The following is a 17,284-nucleotide window of genomic DNA, read 5'->3' as shown; positions in this document are numbered from 1 at the left end:
GGTGTCCGGCGGTGTCGACGGCACCCAGATTTGGGCAAACAAACGTGGAAACCCGAGTGCCCTTCGGCGCGCTCCTCGATCAGCTGCGATCCAGGCCCGGTGGGAATTCACCCGAAATGGATCATGAAGGTGAAAGGAATTGCACAATGGTGCCCCCGACCGGCCCGGCGAGGGCACCACGTCGATCCAGCGTCAGCCATCGAACCGACCGGCCTGGATGCCGGCCACGAACGCCCGCCACTGCACCCCGGACACCGTGAAGTAGCCGGCTTCCCGGCACTTCGAGTCGCGGACCGCCACACCGCCACCCAAGCGGGCGATTTCGACGCAGTCGGTTTCCTGGGCAGACCGGCTCGACTTCCGCCATCCGACAGGCTGTGCCGTGTTCACGCAAAAGCCTCCATCTCGTTCGCACACTTGGCGATGAACTCGAGGGAATCGGTTTCGTCCATCGCGAACGAGAGCAGGGTAGTGATCGCGTCGAGGTATTCCTGCGCGAGACCGGGGTTGTAGAGGAAGGCGGAGGAGCGGTAGTGCTCCAAGTGGACGATCGGCTGCGCCTTCGGGAACTCGAAGACCACGAACGGTCCGACGTGCCCGGGATGCCACGTCGTCGAACCGCTCGCCACCACGCGCACCGAGATGTTGGGCCAGGTGGCCAGTTCCGCCACCTTGCGCAGCTGCTCGGCCATCACCTCGTGGCCGCCGATCGGTTCCCGCAGCGCGTTCTCGCTGATGATCGCGGTCAGCTGGGGCCCGTTGCGGGCGGAGAGGATCTCCCGCCGACCGAGACGCATCAGCACCAGCTTCTCGACCTCACCGACCGGTTTGCCGCGCATCACCGCGCGCGCATAGTCGGAGGTCTGCAGCAGACCGGGGATCAGCCCGGTGGCAACGTTGGTGATCCGGGTGGCCGTGCGTTCGAACTCGATGAGCGCGGTCAGCTCCTGCCGCACGCCGGCCCGGTCGGCGGTGAGCCAGTTCGGCGCGTCCGCGTCGCGCGCCATCTCGACCAGGCGGTCGCGTTCGACCTCCGGAACGCCCAGCGCGGTGAGCAGAGCGGCCACGACCTCCGGCGCGGGCACCGATCGGCCGGTTTCGTACCGCATCAGGCGAACGTGGTTGGTGTCGAGCTCCTGCGCGAGGGCACGCAGGCTCTTCCCCGCCGACACCCTGGCTTCGCGCAGCTCAGCGCCGAGGGCGCGGGCCTTCGGCGTGCCCCCAGTGGTACGGGTCATGAAGTCTAGAGAAACAGAATTCGACTCTGGTAACTACTACCTGTTCAGGTAATTGGCCAGCCGTTTCCGTACCACCAGAATGGTACGGGCCACGACAACCTACCGAGGAGTCGACCATGCGGATGATCGGCGGCGGCCGCACCTCTGCGGACGGCTCCGGCCGATCCGGTTCCCGTGGACATCGTGGCCCGAACCGGCTGCCCCGGACGCGACGCACCCCGCGGCGGCGCGCGGCAGTCGCCTTCAACCGACTTGGAACAGGCGGTGATCGTGCATGCCTTACCCGTTTCGCTGGCAACCCGGTGAAGGTCAGCGGCACGCGACGTTGAAACCCCGGCCGCGCGGCGGTTTCCCGGCCGACACGACGATCGAGACGTTGTGCGGCGCCCAGATCACTGTGGACAACTCCGACGTGGCGTGGTTGTGGAACACCTGCCCGGAGTGCAACAGGGCCGCGCACGAGCTGGCCGGTACCCACCTCGCTCCCGGTGGTCCGGGCCTTCCCACTGGCTGAATCCGGATCTTCCACCCGCGCGGCGCAGACCGTACTGTGTCGTCACCGTCCGGGGCGCGCACTCCTGCCTCCCGGGCGCACGACACCGGAGGATGCGATGGCTCACGACACGGCTGCGACCGAGCGATCCCGCCTTCCCCTGCGCAAGCTGGTCGCCGCGAGCATCGGCAACGCCGTCGAGTGGTACGACTGGACGATCTACACCGCCTTCAGCGTCTACTTCGCGTCCGCGTTCTTCCCGGGCGAACTCGCGCTGATCAACACCCTGGCGACGTTCGCGCTGGCGTTCTTCTTCCGGCCGCTGGGCGGCTGGCTGCTGGGCCGGTTCGCCGACCTGCGCGGCCGCAGGACCGCGATGCTGGTGACGATCTCGCTGATGGCCGGCGGATCGCTGATCATCGGTCTGCTGCCCACCTTCCACACCATCGGGTGGGCCGCGTCGGTTCTGCTGGTGCTGGCCCGGGTCGGGCAGGGCCTGTCGCTCGGCGGTGAGGTGTCCAACGCCTCCGCGTACCTGGCCGAGATCGCCCCGCCCGCCAGGCGCGGCCGCTATTCGGCGTTCTTCTACATCTCCACCGGCTCGGCCCTGCTGGTCGCATCGCTGCTGGGTTATGCGCTGACCGCGCTGCTCACCGAGGAGGAGTTGACCGACTTTGGCTGGCGCATCCCGTTCCTGATCGGCGGCGTGCTCGGCCTGCTCGGCATCTGGTTGCGCCGCACGCTGGAGGAGACCGAGCAGTTCGAGGACAACCGCGCCAAGGCGAAGGCGCTGAAGAATCCACTGTGGATGACGTTGCGGCATCACCCGAAGGCGGTCGGCCAGCTGGTGGGCTTCAGTATGCTGTCCACGCTGTGCTACTACACGTTCTTCAGCGCGCTGACGCCGTTCGCGGTGAAGAACCGGCACGCCGACGCCACCGACGTCTTCCTGGCACTGTCGATCGCGACCGCCTTGTTCGTCGCGCTGCAGTACCCGATGGGCGCGCTGTCGGACCGCATCGGCCGCAAGCCGCAGCTGCTGGTCTGGTCGGCGGCGACGGCGGTGCTGATCGTGCCGCTGTCCACGCTGGTGCGGCCTGGACTGATCAACCTGCTGGTGGTGTTCTGCGTCGGCATCGCGCTGTACACGGCGATGACCTCGATCGCTCCGGCGATCATGTCGGAGCTCTTCCCCACCGAGCTGCGGGGGCTGGGCATCGGCGCCTGGTACAACCTGACCGTCGCGGTGTTCGGCGGCACGGCCCCGCTGGTGATCCAGACGCTGGCCCGTTACGAGCTGTCGACGGCGTTCTTCTGGTACCTGGCGGTCGGTGCGGCGGTTGCGTTCTTCGTGATCCGGACCCTCCCGGAGACCCGCGGCACCGAACTGCGCTGACCCTGGTCGAGATTCCTGGAGATCGGTCCGTCGATTACCAACGCGGGTGCACGAACGCCTGTGGCGAAGGTCACTGGTCAGCGCAGCGGGACGAGGTCGTCGGCGTGGACCACCTCGCGGCGTTGTTCCGGCGGTAGCTGGTGGCTGGAGCGGCCGATGAGCTCCGGAAGCTCCGCCGCGTCGTAGGCGACCACGCCGCGCGCCACCACCGCTCCGGTCGGGTCGACCAGTTCGACCACGTCACCACCGTCGAACGCGCCTTCCACCGCGGTGATCCCGGCCGCCAGCAGGGAGCGGCGACGCCGGACCACCGCCGCGACCGCGCCGTCGTCCAGCCACAGTCGGCCGTTGGCGTCGGCCGCGTGCGCCAGCCAGAAGCGGCGGGCCGACAGGCGGCTGCCGGTGACGGCGAACGCGGTGCCGACATCAGCCGGTCCGAGCGCCCGCTCGGCCAGCGCCGCGGACGTCAGCAGCACCGGGATTCCCGAGGAGCACGCGATCTTCGCCGCCTGCACCTTCGAGGCCATGCCGCCCGTGCCGAGCCCGGACGCACCCGTGCCACCCGCCCGCACCCCGGCCATGTCCGCCTCGCCGTTGACCTCGCGGATCGCCGTCGCCCCGCCGTGGCGCGGATCGCCGTCGTACAGGGCATCCACATCGGACAGCAGGATGAGCGCGTCCGCGCCGACGAGGTGGGACACCAGCGCCGCCAGGCGGTCGTTGTCACCGAACCGGATCTCGGTGGTGGCGACCGTGTCGTTCTCGTTGACCACCGGCACCGCGCCCAGACCGAGCAGGCGGTTCAGCGTGCGCTGCGCGTTGCGGTAGTGCCCGCGGCGCACCACGTCGTCGGCGGTGAGCAGCACCTGACCGACCGTCAGGCCGTAGCGCGAGAACGACTCGGCGTAGGCGTGCGCGAGAGCCTGCTGGCCGACGCTGGCGGCGGCCTGCTGGGTGGCCAGGTCCTTCGGACGGCGGCGCAGACCGAGCGGCGCGATGCCGGCCGCGATCGCGCCGGACGAGACCAGCACCACCTGGCCGCCCGCGGCCACCCGGCGCGCCACGGTGTCCACCAGCGCCGCCAGCCGTTCGGCGTCCAGCCCGCCTTCGGTCGTGGTGAGCGACGACGAGCCGACCTTCACCACGACACGCTGCGCCGCCGCGACCGCCTGCCGGGTCGCGGAGAGCTGCTCGGTCACTCCTCCTCGTCCTCCTCGACGTACCGGCCGAACTCGTCCAGCGAACTGCGGCGCGCCTTCTTCGCGGCCTTGCGTTCGGACGCGGAGGTGCGGTTGCTCTGGTCGATCCGTAGGTCCGTGCCGCGGCGGCCCATCACGCCCGCCACCCCGGCGGGGGTGGACGGCTCCCAGTCGAAGGTCATGGTGCCGATGGTGACCTGGCTGCCGGCTCGCGCGCCGTGCTTGGCCAGCGCTTCCTCCACACCCAGCTTGGCCAGCCGGTCGGCCAGATACCCGACGGCCTCGTCGTTGTTGAAGTCGGTCTGCCGCACCCAGCGCTCGGGCTTCTCGCCGCGCACCACGAACGCGTCCTCGACCTCCGGGTCCGGTTCGATGGTGAAGTCGCCGCGGTCCACCGCGGTCGGCCGCACCACCACGCGCGCCGGTTCCGGCGGCGGTAGCTGCGCCCGGTACCGCTCCACCTCGGCGGCCATCGCGTAGCTCAACTCGCGCAGTCCCTCGCGGGTCGCGGTGGACACCTCGAACACCGGCCACCCGCGTGCCTCCAGGTCCGGCCGAACCAGCTCGGCCAGTTCGCGCGCCTCCGGCACGTCCACCTTGTTGAGCACCACCATGCGCGGGCGCGAGCCGAGGTCGACGCCGCCCTGCTCGGTCTGCAGCGCGGGCGTGTACTGGGCGAGCTCGGTTTCCAGGGCGTCCACATCGGACACCGGGTCGCGCCCGGGCTCCAGGGTGGCGCAGTCGACCACGTGCACCAGCACCGCGCAGCGCTCGATGTGGCGCAGGAAGTCCAGGCCCAGTCCGCGCCCCTCGCTCGCGCCCGGAATGAGCCCCGGCACGTCCGCCATGGTGAACACGGTGTCGCCCGCGGTCACCACGCCCAGGTTCGGGACCAGGGTGGTGAACGGGTAATCGGCGATCTTCGGGCGGGCCGCGGACAGCACGGAGACCAGCGACGACTTCCCGGCCGACGGGAACCCGACCAGGCCCACGTCGGCGACCGACTTCAGCTCCAGCACCAGGTCGAGCTCCTCGCCCGGCTCGCCGAGCAGGGCGAAACCCGGCGCCTTGCGGGCCTTCGACGCCAGCGCCGCGTTGCCCAGGCCGCCGCGACCGCCGGCGGCGGCGACGAACGTCGTGCCCTCGCCGACCAGGTCGGCCAGGACCTCGCCGTCCGGGGTGAGCACCACGGTGCCGTCCGGCACAGCCAGCACCAGGTCCTCGCCGGCGGCGCCGTTGCGCAGGCTGCCCTTGCCCGGCTTGCCGTTGGCCGCGCGCGCGTTCGGCCGGTAGTGAAAGTCCAGCAGCGTGTGCACACCGCGGTCCACGACCAGCCGGACGTCACCGCCCTTGCCGCCGTTGCCGCCGTCCGGGCCGCCGAGCGGCTTGAACTTCTCCCGGTGCACCGAGGCGCAGCCATGCCCGCCATCGCCTGCCGCGACGTGGATGGTCACGCGGTCAACGAACCGCGACACGAATGCCTCCAGGAAGATCAGCCGAGCCGCGCCCGGCGGGAAGAGCTGTCCTGCGCGGGGCGTGCCCGCCCTGCGCGAAGCAGACGACGAGGGGCGGGCCGGACAAACCGGACCCGCCCCTCGTCGGGAAGTACTCGCAGCCGAGAGCCGGGTCAGACCTCGGCCGGCAGCACGCTGACGGCCTTGCGGCCGCGGTAGCGTCCGAACTGGACGGTGCCAGCGGACAGCGCGAACAGGGTGTCGTCGTTGCCGCGCCCGACGTTCAGCCCGGGGTGGAACTTCGTGCCCCGCTGCCGGACCAGGATCTCACCGGCCTTGACGACCTGACCGCCGTAGCGCTTCACCCCGAGGTACTTGGGGTTCGAGTCGCGGCCGTTCCGAGAGCTGGATGCGCCCTTCTTGTGTGCCATGACTACTCAGGTCCTCACTTCGTGATGCCGGTGACCTCGACGCGGGTCAGCTTCTGCCGGTGACCCTGCCGCTTGTGGTAGCCGGTCTTGTTCTTGAACTTGTGGATGCGGATCTTGGGGCCCTTGGTGTGCTCGACGAGCTTGCCGGTCACCGACACCTTGGCCAGCGCGTCGGCGTCGGTCGTGACCTCGGAGCCGTCGACGACCAGAAGCGCCGGGAAAGTGACCTCGGAGCCCAGCTCGCCATCGAGCTTCTCGACCTCGACGACGTCCCCGACAGCCACTTTGTACTGCTTGCCGCCGGTCTTGACGATCGCGTACATGAGTCGGAAGTCTCCTGCTGCTCGGTTCTACGTCTGCGGCGGACGCCCACCCCGACCGCGTGGATCGGGGATTCCTACCACGCCGCGGTGCAGCGTCTCGGTGGGTTCCTGTTCCGGCAGCTGAAGGCCGCACCGGCAATCGCACCCGAAACAGGCGTTTAGCCTCTCCGCCCGTCCGGCGGCGAGAAGTTCTCACCCATCATACAGACCGCGTTCGCCGACCCGATCGGCCGGGGCGGTCCATGGGGGTGCTCCGCCGCCGCGATCGGCTTGCGGCGAGCGGCCGCGCAAGACTACGGCCGCGCCGCCCAGAGGTCAAATCACGCCACAAGCATCTACGTCGGAACGTGCCGCGTGTACACCGATCTTGCTACCGTAAGTCGCCGTTCGACTGGATCTGGGGACACACAGCGTGACTGACATCGCATCCGCCGCCGACGAGCGCGCAGCCCCCGAAGCCCCGAGCCCCGTGCAGCGGTTCGGCCCCGTGCTGCTCGGCCTGTCGGCGATCGTGCCGCCGTTGATGATGTTGCGGGAAGTGCTGCGTTACCCGCAGATGCACTTCTACGACTACTGGTGGGTGCTGCTGGACATCACCCGCGACGACGGGTCGCTGCGCCCCGAGGCGCTGCTCGGCTTCCGCAACGAGCACCCGTTCGTGCTGCCGAGCCTGCTGTTCTGGCTCAGCGCCCGCTACGGGCACGGGCTGAACCAGCCGCTCGGGCTGCTGATCGTCGCCTTCGGGGTCGGCTGCGTGCTGCTGGTGTGGGCGCTGCTGCCGCGGACGCTGAACCGCTGGCAGCGGGCGGGACTGGTCGCGGCGGCGTCGACGCTGGTGTTCAACCCGCACGGCATCCACAACTACGTGCGCTCGATGAGCGGCGCGTCGTGGCTCCTCGCCCTGCTGCTGGTGCTGGCGGCGTTGCTGGCGATGCAGCGGCAGCACCGGATCTCCGCGATCGTCTTCGGCCTGCTCGCCTCGATCAGCTACGGCACGTCCTTCGCGGTCTGGCCCGCCCTGGCGCTGGTCGCGTGGCTGCGCGGGGAGCGCCGCCGGTGGGTCGCGACGCCCGCGGTGGTCGGGGTGGTCGTGGTCGCCGCGTGGTTCGTGCTGCGCGGCCCGCAGGGCGGTGGTGGCAGTACGCCGACCGACGACCCGGCGCAGGCGTTGCTGGCGGGGCTGAGCATGCTCGGCATGGTGTGGACCGGCACCGAGCCGTCGATCGCGCTGATCGCCGGGGTCGCCGGGCTGGCCGTGCTGGCGCTGCACGGCCGGCAGACGTCCGAGGAGCGCAGCAGCGCGGCACCGTGGTGGGGGCTGGTGCTCTACGCCGTCGGCTGCGCGGTGATGATCTCCGGCTCGCGGGCGGCGTTCGGCGAGTCCGCGGGGCTCCAGAGCCGCTACAACAGCATGAGCGCCGCGCTGTGGATCGCCGTGCTGGTGATCGCGGTCGCCTGGGCCCGCTGGCCCAGGTTCCGCACCGTCGCGGTGGCGGGCACGGTGCTGGCGACCGTCGCGCTGGGCGCGCCGATGGCGCAGGCCGTGCGGGCCGACGCGCCGAACCAGAACCTACTGGCCATCGCCGCGCGGATCGGCCACCCCGACGGCTTCGCCGACCGCTTCCCGGAACCCGAGCGGCTGCTGCCGCGGCTGCGGGCGCTCGGCCACTATCCGTTCTCCCCCGAGTTCACCCTCGGCTGCCCCGACGGGCTGGAGATCGGCGACCGGGTGGACACCGCGACCTGGCGCACGCCCAGCGTCGGCAACCTGCGCGAACCCCGCCCGGACGGCCGGGACGTGGTGCTCAACGTCGAGACCGACCAGGTGCAGGGCGGGGCCCGGATGCTGGAGGGCTGGGCGATCTCCGGCATCGAACGGGCCCGATGCATCGCGGTGCTCGACCAGACCGGGACCGTGGTCGGCGGCGGTGTGGTGGACATCCCGCGCTCCGACGCCGAGACCCAGACCCCGGGTATCGAGATCGGGCTCGGCTTCCAGGCCGTCGCTCCCGCCCAGCCGGGCCCGCTGCGCATCGCCTTCCAGTTCCCCGACGGCTGGTGGATCCGGCCTCTGACCGAAAGTCCGCAGGTCCTGCCATGACAGAAGCACCGCAGGTCTCGCTGCTGGCCCCGGCGAAGAACGAGCGCGACAACCTGCCCCGGCTGTTCGCCGAGATCCGCGAGGCCATGCAGCAGCAGCCCCGATCCTGGGAGCTGCTGGTCATCGACGACGGCAGCACCGACGGCAGTTGGGAGGTGATCGCCGAGCACGCCGCGGCGGACCCGCGCATCCGCGGCATCCGGTTGCGGCGCAACTTCGGCAAGGCCGCCGCGCTGGCCGCCGGGGTCGCCGAGGTTCGCGGCGAGCTGCTGGTCACGCTGGACGCCGACCTGCAGGACGACCCGGCCGAGATCCCGCGGCTGCTGGCCGAGCTCGACGGGGGCGCCGACCTGGTCAGCGGGCACAAGGCCCAGCGGCAGGACCCGTTGGGCAAGCGGCTGCCGTCGAAGGTGTTCAACTGGGTCACCGGTCTGATCACCGGGCTGAAGCTGTCCGACCACAACTGCGGGTTGAAGGCGGCGCGGACCGAGGTGTACCGGCGCGTTCCGCTGTACGGTGAGCTGCACCGCTACATCCCGGCGCTGGCGCACCAGCTCGGCTACCGGGTGCGCGAGCTGGCCGTCCACCACCGGCCGCGGCTGCACGGCAGGTCCAAGTACGGCCTGGAGCGCTATGTGCGCGGCGCGCTGGACCTGCTCACGGTGGTCGCGCTGACCCGCTACGGGCGGCGTCCGGCGCACCTGTTCGGCGGGCTCGGGTTGCTGGCGGGCTCGATCGGGACGCTGATCCTGCTCTACCTGAGCGGTGTCTGGCTGTTCACCGACCAGTCGATCGGCACCCGGCCGCTGCTGACGCTGGGCATCCTGCTGGAGATCTTCGCGGTGCAGATGATCTCGCTGGGCCTGCTCGCCGAGCTGGTGCTGCACCGCACCGGTCGGGATGACGACGTCGCCGTGCTGGTCGCCGACCGCACCGCGGGCACCAGCCGTGCCGGCCACGCCCCGTGACGCACGTTCTTGAGTCCAGGTGACCGACCGGTTACGCGATCACCGATGGCGACCACCCGGTCACGCGCGGTGTGCGCGAGCAACGCCCGAAGGGTCTCCGTGTGCACCCAGGAGCGGCGAAGAAGCAGGTGGCCGACCCGTCCCAGGGACGGATCGGCCACCTCGAGGCTCAGTCCTCGGCGGACCGGCCGACCGGCGGACCGGCCGGGCGTGACGCGGCCCGACGCGCCCGACGCACCGGAGCCGCCGGGGCGACGGCGGACAGCACGTCCTCGGTCGACTGCTTCGGTTCGGGCTTGGGCAGCACCAGCGGCGTCACCGGCGCGCCCGCGCTGCCCGCGGCGCGCGTCGCCTTGCGCCGCGGGCGACCGTTGCGGGCCGCCGCCGACTCCGGCTCCGGCTGCTCCGCCGCGGCGGGCGCCGTCTCCGGAGCGCCCTCGACGGCCGGTACCGCGGGCTCCGGCTTCGCGACCGCTTCGGGTTCCGCCTTCGGCGGCGGGACCGGCTTCGGCGCGGGCTGCTCGATCGGCTTCGCCTTTACTGCCTCCGGCTTCGGCTCGGCCTTCGGCGTCTCGGCGGCCGGTTCGGTCTTCTCCTCCACCGCCTCCGGCTTCGCCTCGGTGCGCGGCTCCGGCGCGGGCTGCTCCACGTGGTCGTGGGTCTTGCCGCGGTGGCGGTTGCGGCGGCCGTTGCCGCCCTGACCGTTGGCGTGCGTGACCGGGTCGGTGGAGACGATCAGGCCGCGGCCCCGGCAGTGCTCGCAGGTGCTGCTGTATGCCTCCAGCAGCCCGGTGCCGACCCGCTTGCGGGTCATCTGCACGAGGCCGAGCGAGGTGACCTCGGCGACCTGGTGGCGGGTGCGGTCGCGGCCGAGGCACTCGGTGAGGCGGCGCAGCACCAGGTCGCGGTTGGACTCCAGCACCATGTCGATGAAGTCGATGACGATGATGCCGCCGATGTCACGCAACCGGAGCTGGCGGACGATCTCCTCGGCCGCCTCCAGGTTGTTGCGGGTGACCGTCTCCTCCAGGTTGCCCCCGGAGCCGGTGAACTTGCCGGTGTTGACGTCGATCACCGTCATCGCCTCGGTGCGGTCGATGACCAGGTAGCCGCCCGAGGGCAGCCAGACCTTGCGGTCCAGTGCCTTGGCGATCTGCTCGTTGATCCGCCACTCGGTGAACACGTCGTTCTTGCCGACGTGCTTGTGCAGGCGCGACACCAGGTCGGGCGCCACGTGCTGGACGTATGCCTCGATGGTGTCCCAGGCGTCGTCGCCCTGCACCGTCATGGCCGAGAAGTCCTCGGTGAACAGGTCGCGGACGACCTTGATCAGCAGGTCCGGCTCCTCGTAGAGCAGCTGCGGGGCCTGCGCGCCCGGGGCCTCGGCCTTCTCCTTGATGACCTCCCACTGGGCCTGCAACCGCCGCACGTCGCGGTCCAGCGCCTCTTCGCTGGTGCCCTCCGACGCGGTGCGGATGATCACCCCGGCGTTGTCCGGGACGATCCGCTTGAGGATCTCCTTGAGCCGCTTGCGCTCGGTGTCCGGCAGCTTCCGGCTGATGCCGGTGGCGCCGCCGCCCGGCACGTAGACCAGGAAGCGGCCGGGCAGGCTGATCTGGGTGGTCAGGCGCGCGCCCTTGTGGCCGACCGGGTCCTTGGTGACCTGCACCAGCACGCTGTCGCCGGTCTGCAGGGCCTGCTCGATGCGGCGCGCCTTGCCCGCCAGGCCGGCGGCGTCCCAGTCGACCTCACCGGCGTAGAGCACCGCGTTGCGGCCCCGGCCGATGTCGACGAACGCGGCTTCCATGCTGGGCAGCACGTTCTGCACGCGCCCCAGGTAGACGTTGCCGACCAGCGAGCCGGAACCCGAGGTGGTCACGAAGTTCTCGACGAGGACGTTGTCCTCGAGGACCGCGATCTGGGTCTGGTCGCCGTTCTGCCGGACCACCATCTTGCGGTCGACGGATTCGCGGCGGGCCAGGAACTCGGCCTCGGACAGCACCGGGGCGCGGCGGCGACCGGCCTCCCGGCCGTCCCGGCGGCGCTGCCGCTTGGCTTCCAGGCGGGTCGAGCCCTTGACCGCGCGGACCTCGTCGTCGCTGCTGTCCTGCCGGGTCTCCGCGGGCTCGCGGACGTGCACGACGGTGTTCGGCGGGTCGTCCTCGCGGGCTCCGCTGTCGTCGTCGGCCGCACCCTTACGGCGGCGGCGCCGACGCCGACGGCGGGTGCTCGTGACCTCGACCTCCGCGGCGGCGGGCTGCTCGTCGGTGGTCTCCTCGGCGGCCTGCTCCGCGGCCTCCTCGGTGGCGGCCTCGGCGCGCTCCTCGGTGGTCTCCTCGGCGGGCTGCTCCTCGCCGCCCTGCTGCTCGGCTTCGGCGCCACGGCCCCGGCCGCGTCCGCGGCGGCCACGCCGGCGCCGACGTCGGCCGCTGGGCTCGGACTCGTCCTCACCGGCCGCCTGCTCGGCGGGCTCGGCCTCGGCGGGCTCCGGCTGGGCCTCGGCTTCCGGCTCGGCCTTCGGCGCGGGCCGAACCTGCTGCGGCTGCGGTGCGAGGAACATCGCCTCCGGCGCGGCGAACACCGGGGTCAGCCCTGTGGTGGCTGGCGCGCTCGGTCCCGGTTCCGGCTCCCGCTCCACCGGAGCGGGCGTGAAGTCCGCAGCGGGCACCGACGGGGCCCCGGCGGGCTGGTCGGTGGAGGCCGGCTGGTCGGTGGCCGCCGGCTGGTCAGCGGTCTCCTCCGCGGTGGCTTCGTCGGCCTCCGCCTCGGTCAGCAGTTCGGGGTGCAGGGACTGCACCACCTGCAACGCGACGTCGCGGGTGATGTTCGACTGCGCGCTGCGGACCGGCTCGCCGAGCGACTCCAGCGTGGTGATGATCTCGCGGCTGCTGGATCCCAGCAGCTTGGCCAGTGCGTGCACCCGGAGCTTGGCGGGCAGCTCGATCGTGCCCTGCTCTTCTCGGGCGGGTGTGGGCGATTGCCCGCTGGCGCTCCCAGCGGGCGTGTCCATGTTCAACATCCAGCTCCTCCGCCCCCGGGCGCGTCCTGGTGGACGCGGCCGCACAGAGGCATGTGCGTTCTTCGGTCTCCGCCACCCGCAGGCGACGGCAATTCTTCTGGTGGCCCCTCCGCCCCGGGCCGCCTGCGGCCGGGAAGCTCATACGGCGGGTCGACGACGTCCGCGCCTTCCGTCACCCGGCCGTATGCTCTCCCGCCGGAGTCCGGTCGCCGCCTGAGTCCCGGGCCAACGGGTCGGCTATCCCTCCCCCGTCGTCGAGCCGACCCTGTTCCAGCCGGGTCGCGCTCACGGCGGCCGACGGTGCCAAACCGGCGACGACACGCAGGGCGCTCAGTACGTCGTCGGGTCGTACGACCGGTGTTGTCTGCCGCACGACCGTTACAAGTATCCCATACGGTGCCGGGGCCTCCGGCCAATCGTCCACTCGGGCGGTCGAACCCGGTTTTCGATCACGCAGCGCGACCACCTGGCGACTGTCCAGCACCTCCGCGCTCAGCAGGGCCGCGCGGGCGTCGATCGTCCGGCGGCCGTCCTTGGTCATACGCTCCACCAGCACGGAGTCCTCGGCGAGCAGCGCGTCCACCGCGCGCCGCAGCTCCTCGACCCCGGTGCCGGGGAGATCGATCCGCCACCGGCTGACCTCCAGCCGGTCGGCCAGCGGGCCCGACCCGGCCTCCACCGCGTCGAGCACGTCGATGCCGTCGGGCAGCGCGGCGTCGAGTTCGGCTCGCAGCACCGCCGGGTCGACCCGCTCGACCAGTTGGAGCTCGACGTACTCGGCCTCGCTGGCCACGCCGGTGGGCACCGCACCCGCCCAGGACACCTTCGGATGCGGGCTGAAGCCCTGGGAATACGCCATCGGTACCCCGGCCCGGCGCAGCGCCCGCTCGAAGACGCGCGCCACGTCGCGGTGCGAGGTGAACCGCAGCCGCCCACGCTTGGCGTAGCGCAGCCGCACCTTCTGCACCGGAGGCGCCGAGGGGTTGGGGTGATCTCGCCGACTCAGGATGCCCTCCCGACCATGATCGTCATCGGTGGTCGTCGCCGACCTGTTCCGATGCCGATGCTTGCTTGCTCAACCGCAGTGTGACAACACCTGCGGCTCATCTTTCGATGGACCGTACCTCTGCTGACCTCCCCCGCACCGGGGGACGCGGTCCGGCGACCGAACCGCAACTCCCAGCCGCAAGGACGCCCGTGAGCGGCGAGAGCGGGGCCGGTGATCAACCCCGGTGGAACGCCGGGTTGCGCACCGGGGAGCCCTGCCCGACCGGGGAGATCGGCAGCAGCGTGCGACCGGACGGGCCCACCTCGATGTCGGTGCCCATCGTCGGGCACACGCCGCAGTCGAAGCACGGCGTCCAGCGGCAGTCGTCCTGCTCCCGGGCGGCCAGCGCGTCCTGCCAGTCCGCCCACAGCCACTCCTTGTCCAGCCCGGAGTCGAGGTGGTCCCACGGCAGGACCTCGTCCTCGGTGCGCTCGCGGGTGGTGAACCAGTCCAGGTCCACTCCGAGCGGCTCCAGCTCAGCGGCCGCGCAGGAGACCCAGCGCTCGAAGGAGAAGTGCTCGTTCCAGCCGTCGAACCGGCCGCCCTCGCGCCACACCCGCTCGATGACCCGGCCGATCCGGCGGTCGCCGCGGGACAGCAGGCCCTCGATCAGCGACGGCTTGCCGTCGTGGTAGCGCATGCCGATGTTGCGGCCCAGGCTGCGGTCGGCGTTGATCGCCTGCCGCAGCTTGCGCAGCCGGTCGTCGATGGTGTCCGGGTCGGCCTGCGACGCCCACTGGAACGGGGTGTGCGGCTTGGGCACGAACCCGCCGATGGAGATCGTGCAGCGGATGTCCTTGCGCCCGGAGACCTCGCGGCCGACGCGGACGACCTCCTTGGCCATCTGGGCGATCTGCAGCACGTCCTCGTCGGTCTCGGTGGGCAGACCGCACATGAAGTACAGCTTGACCTGCCGCCAGCCGTTGGCGAAGGCCGCCGAGACGGTGCGGATCAGGTCCTCCTCCGACACCATCTTGTTGATCACCCGGCGAATGCGCTCGCTGCCGCCCTCGGGGGCGAAGGTCAGCCCGGAACGACGGCCGTTGCGGGACAGCTCGTTGGCCAGGTCGATGTTGAACGCGTCCACCCGCGTGGACGGCAGCGACAGCCCGGTGTTGGTGCCCTCGTAGCGGTCCGCGAGGCCCTTGGTGATCTCGGCGATCTCGGAGTGGTCCGCCGAGCTCAGCGACAGCAGCCCGACCTCCTCGAAGCCGGTGGCCTCCAGCCCGCGCTGCACCATCTGGCCGATTCCCTCGATGGAGCGCTCCCGCACCGGACGGGTGATCATCCCGGCCTGGCAGAACCGGCAGCCCCGGGTGCAGCCACGGAAGATCTCCACGCTCATCCGCTCGTGCACGCTCTCCGCGAGCGGCACCAGCGGCTTCTTCGGGTACGGCCAGTCGTCGAGCTCCATGGTGGTGCGCTTGAACACCCGGTACGGCACCCGCTCGTGGTTGGGCACGACCTGCTCGATCGCCCCGTCGGCCCGGTAGGTGACGTCGTAGAACTTCGGCACGTACACGCCGCCGGACTCGGCCAGCCGCAGCAGCAGCTCGTCCCGGCCGCCCGGGCGGCCCTCGGCCTTCCAGCGCCGGATGGCGTCGGTGATCTCCAGGACGGCTTCCTCGCCGTCCCCCAGGACCGCGGCGTCGAGGAAGTCGGCGATCGGCTCCGGGTTGAACGCGGCGTGGCCGCCGGCTAGCACGATCGGGTGGTCGTCGGTGCGGTCGGTCGCGTGCAGCGGGATGCCGGCCAGGTCGAGTGCGCCGAGCAGGTTCGTGTAGCCCAGCTCGGTGGCGAAGCTGACGCCGAGCACGTCGAAGGCGCCCACCGGCCGGTGGGCATCGACGGTGAACTGCGGGATGCCGTGCTCGCGCATCAGCGCCTCGAGGTCCGGCCACACCGCGTAGGTGCGCTCGGCCAGCACGTCCGGCTGCTCGTTGAGGATCTCGTAGAGGATCTGGATGCCCTGGTTGGGCAGCCCGACCTCGTACGCGTCCGGGTACATCAGGCACCAGCGGACGGCGGCGTCGTCCCACGCCTTCACCGTCGCGTTGAGCTCCCCACCCACGTACTGCACGGGTTTGGAGACGCGCGGCAGCAGCGGTTCCAACCTGTCAAAAACGGACTCCACACGCACCCGACCAGGGTAAAGGCCCGCCCCGCACCGGAGGGAAGCGGTGGCGTGACCGAGCGGAGCGGGACAGGACCTCGGAGGCTCAGACGTCGCGGGTGAGCCAGATCTCGTCGCGGTCGTCGCCCGGAGCGACCCGCACCGCACCGGGCCAGCGGCCCCGCTCGACCCAGCCCAGGTTCGTGTAGAAGCGCTCCAGGCCGTGGCCGCTGCGGGTGACCAGGTCCAGCTTTTCCAGGCCGAGCGCCTGCGCCTGCGCCACGACCGCGTCATGCAACTGCTTGCCCCAGCCCTTGCCCTGCAGCTGCGGGTCCACGGCCAGCCAGACCAGCTCGCCGGTGTGTTGGCGGACGGGCAGCTGCCGGGCCCGCAGCGCCGCCATGCCGACCAGCACGTGCTGCTGGCCGAGGGTGATCAGGTGCGCCCTGCGGTGGCGGACGTCCTCGACGAGCGCGGTGGCCGCCTCGCGCAGCCGGTCCACCGGGTCGGTCGGGCTGAAGCCCACCGCACCTCCGGCGACGGTGACCCGACCCCACAGGTCGGCCAGAGCCTGGGCCAGGTCCGGGTGCGGCGTGTCGACGCGGTGCGGACCGGTGACGAAGCCCGCCGGGTCGATGTCGTCGGCCACGATGCTCAGAGCTCCCTTGAACTCGATCAGGCTGCCGAAGGACGGCTTGGTCACGTGTTCACGTGGACACTGCGGGACCGCAGCCTTCCGCTCCCGTGCCCCCACCGGCAGCACTCTATCCGGCCAGCGATCTTGGTCGCGCCCACGTTCCGGGCGCGACCAAGACATCGCGGCTACGGCACAGCGCGGACGCAGCGGCAACCCCACCAGGTTGGCCCTGCGTCGGCGATCATCTGGCTTTCCCGTCTCGTTTCGGTCAGTACGCGAACGCGTCCGAAACGCCTCTGTACTCGAAGAGCTCGTTGGGGCTGAACCACAGCTCAACCTCGTACTTGGCCTCCTCGGCGTTGCCGGAGGCGTGGATGAGGTTCATGATCGCCTTGCCGGACGCGTTCGAGGATGCCTTCGTCTGGTGCGCGAAGTCGCCGCGGATGGTGCCCGGAGCAGCTTCCTCCGGGAAGGTGGAGCCGACGATGCCGCGGACCTTGGTCACCGCGTCGACGCCTTCGAGCACCACCGCGATCACCGGGCCGGACTGCATGAACTCGGCGGTACTGTTGTACGCCTCAGCGCCGCGCCGCTCTTCGAGGTCGAAGTAGTGCTTGCGCGTGAACTCGGCGTCCATCTGAACCATTTTCACGCCGACGATCTTCAGCAGCGCGTCCTCGAACCGCCCCAGAATGCGACCGGCGAGCCCGCGGGCGACAGCGTCCGGCTTGAGCAGCACGAGCGTGCGTTGCACATCGACAGACATGGCATTCCTTTCGTCGGATTACGACGTAATGATGCCGTGTCGCTGATCCGGCGGTTCCACCTGGCGGGGTCCGACGGTCCCAGCCCGCCTCGCTCGCG

General features: G+C 71.0%; 15 protein-coding genes. 4 read left to right on the top strand and 11 right to left on the bottom strand.

The window, feature by feature from the left end; genetic code table 11:
• Positions 1–192: 192 nt before the first annotated feature.
• The gene (locus IEY17_RS07945) at positions 193–390 is read right to left on the bottom strand and encodes a DUF397 domain-containing protein (protein ID WP_188986669.1); all 198 of its coding nucleotides are present in this window, start codon (positions 388–390) and stop codon (positions 193–195) included.
• On the bottom strand, positions 387–1,238 hold the full coding sequence (locus IEY17_RS07940; protein ID WP_188986668.1) for a helix-turn-helix domain-containing protein: 852 nt from the start codon (positions 1,236–1,238) through the stop codon (positions 387–389). Before IEY17_RS07940 ends, IEY17_RS07945 begins: the two co-directional genes overlap by 4 nt.
• Positions 1,239–1,512: 274 nt before the next feature.
• Between IEY17_RS07940 and IEY17_RS07935 the strand changes: the two genes are divergently transcribed.
• Both IEY17_RS07935 and IEY17_RS07930 read left to right on the top strand, forming a co-directional pair.
• A complete protein-coding gene (locus tag IEY17_RS07935) occupies positions 1,513–1,752 on the top strand; it encodes an HC3 family zinc finger protein (RefSeq protein WP_188986667.1) in 240 nt (79 codons plus the stop codon).
• A 97-nt stretch (positions 1,753–1,849) separates the two neighbouring features.
• Complete coding sequence (locus IEY17_RS07930) at positions 1,850–3,127, top strand: MFS transporter (RefSeq protein ID WP_188986666.1); 1,278 nt, start codon at positions 1,850–1,852, stop codon at positions 3,125–3,127.
• A 77-nt stretch (positions 3,128–3,204) separates the two neighbouring features.
• On the opposite strand, the gene proB is transcribed toward IEY17_RS07930, so the two are convergent.
• From proB to rplU, 4 genes are all read right to left on the bottom strand, one after another.
• Entirely contained in the window at positions 3,205–4,326 is a 1,122-nt protein-coding gene (proB, locus tag IEY17_RS07925) for a glutamate 5-kinase (RefSeq protein ID WP_188986665.1), read from the bottom strand.
• Positions 4,323–5,813, bottom strand: a complete 1,491-nt coding sequence (gene obgE / locus IEY17_RS07920; RefSeq protein ID WP_188986862.1) for a GTPase ObgE — start codon at positions 5,811–5,813, stop codon at positions 4,323–4,325. The genes proB and obgE overlap by 4 nt, the downstream gene beginning before the upstream one ends.
• A gap of 140 nt (positions 5,814–5,953) precedes the next feature.
• Complete coding sequence (rpmA, locus tag IEY17_RS07915) at positions 5,954–6,211, bottom strand: 50S ribosomal protein L27 (protein WP_188986664.1); 258 nt, start codon at positions 6,209–6,211, stop codon at positions 5,954–5,956.
• A 14-nt stretch (positions 6,212–6,225) separates the two neighbouring features.
• Positions 6,226–6,534 carry a 50S ribosomal protein L21 gene (rplU, locus tag IEY17_RS07910; protein WP_188986663.1) on the bottom strand — a complete coding sequence of 103 codons (309 nt, stop codon included), beginning with the start codon at positions 6,532–6,534 and terminating at the stop codon, positions 6,226–6,228.
• A 412-nt stretch (positions 6,535–6,946) separates the two neighbouring features.
• Between rplU and IEY17_RS07905 the strand changes: the two genes are divergently transcribed.
• Positions 6,947–8,635 carry a hypothetical protein gene (locus IEY17_RS07905; protein ID WP_188986662.1) on the top strand — a complete coding sequence of 563 codons (1,689 nt, stop codon included), beginning with the start codon at positions 6,947–6,949 and terminating at the stop codon, positions 8,633–8,635.
• Positions 8,632–9,603, top strand: coding sequence for a glycosyltransferase family 2 protein (locus IEY17_RS07900; protein WP_188986661.1), 972 nt, complete (start codon positions 8,632–8,634; stop codon positions 9,601–9,603). The genes IEY17_RS07905 and IEY17_RS07900 overlap by 4 nt, the downstream gene beginning before the upstream one ends.
• Before the next feature lie 169 nt (positions 9,604–9,772).
• Here the strand turns inward: IEY17_RS07900 and IEY17_RS07895 are convergent, their stop codons facing one another.
• The 5 genes from IEY17_RS07895 to IEY17_RS07875 form a co-directional block, all read right to left on the bottom strand.
• Positions 9,773–12,622 carry a translation initiation factor IF-2 N-terminal domain-containing protein gene (locus IEY17_RS07895; protein WP_188986660.1) on the bottom strand — a complete coding sequence of 950 codons (2,850 nt, stop codon included), beginning with the start codon at positions 12,620–12,622 and terminating at the stop codon, positions 9,773–9,775.
• A gap of 172 nt (positions 12,623–12,794) precedes the next feature.
• Positions 12,795–13,589 carry a TIGR03936 family radical SAM-associated protein gene (locus IEY17_RS07890; protein WP_188986659.1) on the bottom strand — a complete coding sequence of 265 codons (795 nt, stop codon included), beginning with the start codon at positions 13,587–13,589 and terminating at the stop codon, positions 12,795–12,797.
• Positions 13,590–13,845: 256 nt separating this feature from the next.
• Positions 13,846–15,810 (bottom strand): TIGR03960 family B12-binding radical SAM protein, encoded by a 1,965-nt coding sequence (locus tag IEY17_RS07885; protein WP_188986658.1) that lies wholly within the window; start codon positions 15,808–15,810, stop codon positions 13,846–13,848.
• A 79-nt stretch (positions 15,811–15,889) separates the two neighbouring features.
• Positions 15,890–16,486 carry a GNAT family N-acetyltransferase gene (locus IEY17_RS07880; protein WP_229679934.1) on the bottom strand — a complete coding sequence of 199 codons (597 nt, stop codon included), beginning with the start codon at positions 16,484–16,486 and terminating at the stop codon, positions 15,890–15,892.
• A 202-nt stretch (positions 16,487–16,688) separates the two neighbouring features.
• On the bottom strand, positions 16,689–17,186 hold the full coding sequence (locus IEY17_RS07875) for a nucleoside-diphosphate kinase (protein ID WP_188986656.1): 498 nt from the start codon (positions 17,184–17,186) through the stop codon (positions 16,689–16,691).
• Positions 17,187–17,284: the final 98 nt, after the last annotated feature.

Origin of the sequence: Saccharopolyspora thermophila (assembly GCF_014646075.1) — a bacterium.
Taxonomy (GTDB): domain Bacteria; phylum Actinomycetota; class Actinomycetes; order Mycobacteriales; family Pseudonocardiaceae; genus Saccharopolyspora; species Saccharopolyspora thermophila.
This window is presented reverse-complemented; position numbering and strand designations above follow the sequence as displayed.

What these genes read in the sequence shown, in the direction of transcription:
- rplU (WP_188986663.1), bottom strand. Translation starts at nt 6,534, where the DNA reads ATGTACGCGATCGTCAAGACCGGCGGCAAGCAGTACAAAGTGGCTGTC.
- rpmA (WP_188986664.1), bottom strand. Translation starts at nt 6,211, where the DNA reads ATGGCACACAAGAAGGGCGCATCCAGCTCTCGGAACGGCCGCGACTCG.
- IEY17_RS07930 (WP_188986666.1), top strand. Translation starts at nt 1,850, where the DNA reads ATGGCTCACGACACGGCTGCGACCGAGCGATCCCGCCTTCCCCTGCGC.
- IEY17_RS07900 (WP_188986661.1), top strand. Translation starts at nt 8,632, where the DNA reads ATGACAGAAGCACCGCAGGTCTCGCTGCTGGCCCCGGCGAAGAACGAG.
- IEY17_RS07895 (WP_188986660.1), bottom strand. Translation starts at nt 12,622, where the DNA reads ATGTTGAACATGGACACGCCCGCTGGGAGCGCCAGCGGGCAATCGCCC.
- IEY17_RS07940 (WP_188986668.1), bottom strand. Translation starts at nt 1,238, where the DNA reads ATGACCCGTACCACTGGGGGCACGCCGAAGGCCCGCGCCCTCGGCGCT.
- IEY17_RS07875 (WP_188986656.1), bottom strand. Translation starts at nt 17,186, where the DNA reads ATGTCTGTCGATGTGCAACGCACGCTCGTGCTGCTCAAGCCGGACGCT.
- IEY17_RS07935 (WP_188986667.1), top strand. Translation starts at nt 1,513, where the DNA reads ATGCCTTACCCGTTTCGCTGGCAACCCGGTGAAGGTCAGCGGCACGCG.